This is a genomic window from Pedobacter caeni (genome assembly GCF_900129215.1).
In the GTDB taxonomy this organism is placed as follows: domain Bacteria; phylum Bacteroidota; class Bacteroidia; order Sphingobacteriales; family Sphingobacteriaceae; genus Pedobacter; species Pedobacter caeni.
On the sequence record NZ_FQUQ01000014.1, the window covers coordinates 1 to 6,407 of the forward strand.

The 6,407-nt window shown below is 44.2% G+C and carries 2 protein-coding genes; both read right to left on the reverse strand.

The genetic code is table 11. The features are described 5' to 3' along the window. On the reverse strand, positions 1-5,035 hold a 5,035-nt coding region (locus BUC20_RS33450), incomplete at its 3' end, for a beta strand repeat-containing protein (RefSeq protein WP_234994642.1). A gap of 443 nt (positions 5,036-5,478) precedes the next feature. After that, positions 5,479-6,407 (reverse strand): OmpA family protein (locus tag BUC20_RS33455; RefSeq protein ID WP_159441190.1); only part of this gene is annotated, 929 nt, incomplete at its 5' end.

The following is a 6,407-nucleotide window of genomic DNA, read 5'->3' on the forward strand; positions in this document are numbered from 1 at the left end:
TTCCTGTTCCCGTTCCTGTACCGATCAATCCTGCTGAACCAGCAGTAGCAGTACTCCAGTTTACGTTGGTAACTTCTGCAGGTACAGCATCCGTAATCACCAATGCTTTTGCATCGGCAACACTGGTATTGCTGACCTCTATGGTATAGCTGATGTTCTGACCCGCAGTTAAAGTCGCTGGTCCTGTTTTTGCAATCGTCACCACTGGTGTACGACCTACTTGTGTCGTTACCGTAGAACTCGAAGAAGGACTACCCACTTCCGAAGGATCTGCAGTAGCGGTATTGCTGATGTTCCCACTAAATGATGGATCAACAGTTCCATTGATGGTAACCAGTATTGCATTTGCGGCTCCGGTAGGAATATTACCACTAACGGAAACTGAATTTCCAGTACCGCTACCCGTACCATTCAGTGTAGCAGAACCCTGGGTGGCAGAGCTCCAGCTCACTGTTTTGATTTCAGCTGGAACCAGGTCAGTGATCGATGCATTCACTGCATCACTTAACCCGTTATTGGTAATTTTTAAAGTGTAGGATATCGCTGTTCCTGCTTGTGCAGTAGCAGGTCCGTTTTTCAACATCACCAATCCCGATTGGTTGGAAATATTGGTAACTACTGTATTCGAGTTCACCGAAGGCACTGGTTCCGTTGGGATGGCTATTGCCACGTTACTAAAGTTTCCGGTTGCAGCAGGCAACACTGTTCCGGTCACATCAATCACAATGGTATTCCCTGCGCCTGCAGGAATAGTTCCTGTAAAGTTGATATTGCTGCCGGTATTGGATGCACTCCCCACAAAGCTTGCGGTTCCTGTTTTACTAACCACCCAGGCTACATTTGTAATCTTAGCCGGAATATTATCTCTGATGGTCGTACCAATTGCATCGCTGTTACTTGTGTTTTTTACAATGATTTTATAAGTGATGGCGTCGCCTGCAATCACATTTGAAGGCCCTTGTTTATCAACCACCAATACCGGCTTCCGCTCTACCGGATTGGTTACCGTAGAAGTTGCACCATCAGGATCGGGAACATTCGGAGAAGTCACCGTAGCCGTATTTGTCAACGTTCCGGCATAGTTAGCCGCAATCGTTCCGTTCACATCAATAGTTACCGTATTTCCTGCGCCTGCAGCAATATCTGCAGTCACATTGATACTATTACCTGCTGAAGTATTTTGTCCGATCGACGCAGCACCACCAGCACTGGCGTTAATCGTAGACACGACCATCTCTACTGGTACGTTATCCAAAATTTTAATGCCCTGTGCATCAGTTGGGCCATCATTGGTAGCCACAATCCGGTATACAATAGGCTGACCTGCGGTAAAAGGTCCTGGAGTAACAATAGATTTAACGACTTTCAAATCTGCTGACCGGGTATAAGTAACCGTCACTTCAGCAGAAGAGACTCCGCAATTACCATTAGAAATGGTCCAGATTAATGTGGCTGAAGTATTTGCAGCGATGGTAACAGTTGTATTTCTATCGGCCGGATTGGCAATTGTTGCCGTACTTCCGGGTTTCACGGTCCATACTCCAGTTCCTGAAGCTGGTAAATTACCATTCAGGGTAAAGACACCTGAATTGTATTGTGTTGCATTCGTTCCTGCATTTGCAGTAGTTGGCAATGCGAAGTTAGTAATGGTTACCTGATCTGTACTCACCGCACAATTTCCATTACTGATGGTCCATGATAAGGTTGCCGTTTGTCCGGCAGCAAGTGTTACTCCCGTTGTTGGCGAAGCTGTATTTGCAATTACTGCAGTTCCTGAAACAACAGCCCAGACTCCTGTACCTGATGTTGCAGCATTAGCTGCCATCGTAAATGCACTGGTATTACATTTTGATTGATCTGGTCCGGCAGCAGCCACTGTAGGTGCTGAATAAATAGTTACCATTATCGGAGCACTCGTTGAAGTACAGGTTCCTGAACTTACCGTTCTTCGGTATAGCGTTGTGGTGGTAATCACCGCAGGATCAAGGTTTGCCGTTACCGTTGGTAAAGCTGTCCAGTTGGTTCCTCCATTTATGCTTTGTTCCCAGGTATAGGTATAAGTACCACTTCCACCAGACAGCGTTGCTCCGGTAATGTTACCCGGATCTCCGGTTATACAGAATGCAGATGCTCCGGCAATGGTTAAAGTATTCCCTGTAATGACAGGATTTACCGTAACAGTGATCACATTGCTTGTTTGAGCTCCGCAGCTTGAACCCACAGAGCTAACTACCCTTCGGTAATAAGTGGTTTGTGTAATGGCTGCAGAGGCAGTATAGGTATTTTGGGTAGCGCCGGAAATAGGTGTGAAACCGGTAGTGGCACTTGTAGTACTGCTTTCCCACTGATAAGCATAGATGGCATCACCACCAGTCGCAGCAGTTAGTTCATTCAAGACAGCAGGTGTTCCGGTCTGACAGAAAACCTGGTTTGCCCCTATGGAGCCTGGGGTTAATGCAGGATATACTGTAAATTTCACCAGATTGCTAATGCTTGCTACTGTACAAGCTCCTGACTGCACCAAACGGCGATACCAGGTATTTACAGTAACAGGTCCTGGTGGATCATAGCTGATACCTGTTGCGGCAGCGATATTACTGAATGTGGTCCCATCAGTACTGATTTGCCATTGATAAGTAGCTGTTCCGCTTCCTCCTGCGGGTGCAGCACCAGTGATCAGTCCGGGATCACCTGTTACACAAATAGAAAGTATGGAAGGTCCGGTAATGGTATTCCCTGTAATTGCAGGCTGAACTGTAATGCTAACCACCGTACTGGTAGTTGAGCAAGCTCCACTTGTTACCGTACGACGGTATTGAGTCGTAACCGTTGGTGCTCCGGGGCTGTAATTCTGTGCATTACTGGTTCCTGTTGCAGTTGTCCAGATAGCTCCTCCATCTGTACTTTGTTCCCACAGATAGATAAAGGTTCCCGAACCTCCCGTTGGAAGGCTTCCTGCTAAAGCCGTAGCTGTAGTACCGATACAAATGGTTTGACTGGCAGTAACGGTATTATTAGTTAATGCAGGCTGTACAGTTACTGTAATTGGCGTTAATGTACTTTCGCAGGTTCCATTGCTCTGGCTTACATAATAAGTAGTACTTCCCGCTGTGGTAGTTACCGGAACGGGTGCAGTGCTGCTTCCCATTCCGCCAACAGCTACTGTATACCATTTCAGATTGGTTCCTGTAGCGGTTAATGCAGTTGCAGTAGCTCCAAGGCAATAGCTAACCGGAGCTGTGACCGGTGGATTGGGTTTAACATAAACTGTAGTGGTAACTCTATTGTTAGACGTATTGGCTTCAGGAGGTGCTCCCTGGTAAGTCACTGTGGCCGTATTGTCAAAACTGGCCCCTGCTGCAGGTGTTCCCGAGCGTTTTAGATTTAGTGTAATTGTAGGAAAAGAGAAACCAGAGGCCAGAGAGCCTACTCTGGTAAATGTAGGAGCAGTTGAGATCCCATTGTAAATCCATCCTGGAGCAGTTGGTGTTCCGTTCAGGACCATCCCGGCAGGAATGATGTCACTTACCGATATAGTCCTGAGCGCAGCACTTGCCGTCGAGCCAACATTTGTTACCGTAATCGTATAATTATTTCCATTTACCGGATCTTCACAAGTATTATCTACACTCTTATCAATCTTAAGATCCACGTTAGGTGAAAGTACGTTGGTACTAACGGTAAAGCGGTTATTGGTTAAATCCTGATCAGTGATTCCAGTTAACGCAGGATCAACAGCTGAAGTGTTGGTAATTACCCCTCCTGCCGGAACTACATTTAAAGTTCCAACCACTGTAAATGTGGCCTTCCCATTAGCCGCCATATTCAGGGTGGTGTTGAATGGATTAGTCAGACCGGTTGTTTTAGGTGTTCCGCTAACATATCCGGCAGCAATATTTCCGGTATTTCCGTTATTGTTAAACGTAATGCTGTTAATGGTGAAATCCGAAGAAGGAATAATCACATTATTTCCATTTTTCAGGGTATCTGCAAATTTCAAATTAGTGATTGCTGCCGTAGTAGAATTATAGGCATTTACGGTGTAGGTAACCTGATCATTCACCAATGCATTCGCTTTATCTACGGTTTTATCTGTTCTGACACCTCCGGGTGTAGTGATTAAAAGGTTTCTGATTTCATGAAAATTAAATCCTCCTCCGGTAGAAGCAGCGAAACCAAGCTTTAAGTTAGCAGGAGGAGGGCTGGTTAATGTTCTGGTAAGTAGATCTGTAAACGGTCCGTTTGGAGTGGTAGCCCACCTTACGGTAACCTGATAATTTCCCGCTACTGGTAATATCTCTATCTGAACTCTTCTGTAAAATTGAGCATCAGTTGGTCTTGTGGTTTGACCGTTGACATAATAATCCAACGAATTGGTATTTGAAGTGGTACTGGATTGCGTCTGAACTCCCGTCAGGTATTCATTTGATGGTCTTATACCTCCTGATACTGAACTGGTATTATTGGTCGTAGTAGGTCCTCTAAGTACCACCGAGTTGGCTGTTTGTCCAGGACCGGTAAGGTTTCCATTTCCATTGGAAGAAAAGTTACCAAACTCATCCAGACCTATCCCCACATATCCGCCAGCTAATCCTGCTCCCGCACTTCCAGGTGCGTAACCTAACGCACCACCGTAACCACCTAATGCAAAATTTGCGGCCGCATCGAATAAGAATACCCCAATACCATCAGCACCGCCAAAACTATCGGCACGGGTTCTCCAGGTTTTAAACTCAAAATCAACGAAAATTCCAAGGGTAGATGGAAATGGCGAGTTTATATAGGCAAATCCCCTCTGGTTAGTTCCATCAGATGTTAGCCTGAGCCACCCATTATTTACCGGATCAACTCCTCCGGAAGTTAACGTGGCTTGATTTCCATTAGGATCTCCTCCAAGAATAATATTACTTCCGGCAGAACTTCCTTTAAAATTCTCCGTGATAGTAAACTGCGCAGCAGCCCGATTTCCAAAAAGCCCAAACAACAGCAAACACATCAACAACTTCCATTGAGAAATCGGTAAAGCATTCACCATTCGGGAAATTTTTCTTAAAAAGTATAGAAACGAGCGTTGTACAGCAGAAACTGCTGAGAGAGGTAAAGATGTACTCATATTAGGTAGATATGGTATATGTAATAAATTATGCTTTTTTTCGTTATGCAACGATTATCATCTCTATCACAATTAACGTTCCACCTTTAAAAAAAACCCATTTACTCTACCTGCATCGTAATAATCTTATTACAATCACCACAAACAAATTTTCGGGAATTTTATTGCCCAATAATACCTAACCTCAAAATCCCAATAAAAAATATCATTTAACACATCTAAAAGCAAAACTCTCTCAATACCTTCAAAAAACCAACAACTCACCTCAATATATCAGACAGGTAAACAAAAATATTATTTCGACTAAAAATAAGTAGACAGAACATGTACAACATTCTGTCTACCTGAACATTATTTACTACAATTTATTTAATGACTTTAAATTCTGTTCTTCTATTGAGCTGATGTTCTGCATGGCTACATTTTACGCCATCCGAACACCTGTTCAGTAACATTGTTTCCCCATATCCTCTGGCTTTGATCCGCTCTTTCTCAATCCCTCTGTCGATCAGGTATTGTGTGGCAGCGTTTGCCCTGCTTTGCGACAACCACTGGTTGTATTGATCGCTTCCCCTGCTATCAGTATGTGATGACAATTCAATCCAGATCGCCGGGTTCTCCTTTAAGATCGCCAGCAGTTTATTCAACTCTCTGGCAGCATCAGGCCTGATGTTCGATTTATCAAAATCATAATAGATGTTTCTCAGTACATAGGTTTTTCCGGGTTCAAACTTATCTTTATCCAAAAAGGCCTGCATGGTTAAAGTATCAGATTTAGTCAATCCCTTTGTACTTACCGTTTTCAATACCGAAGTATAGCCCAGTTTACTGATCTCTACCTTATAATCCTGATCTTTTGTTAAACCGAAAAAGAAGTTCCCGTTCCCTGTGGTCACCTTACGATTCATTGCAAGTCCGTTACCGTCTGTTAAGGTCACCAGTACCGAGTCTAAGGTCGCTTTGGTCTTTTGGTCATAAACAGTTCCATCCAGGGCCAGAATCATCGCCGGAGCAGTCTGATCGTTGAAACTGTAGATGTCGTCATCACCAGCTCCCCCCTCCCTGTTGGAAGAGAAATATCCGGTCTTGCCATCATGGCTCACAAAATAGAAATCATCACTGGTAGAGTTCAATGGATATTTCAGGTTTTGAGTTTTGCTCCATTGACCTTTTTCTCCATTGCTGCTGTAAATATCATATCCACCCATCCCTGTTTTTCCTTTGGAAGAATAATACAATGCTCCATTTGGACCGGTTGTCGGGAAGGCCTCTTCTTCAGTAGTGTTGATCTCCG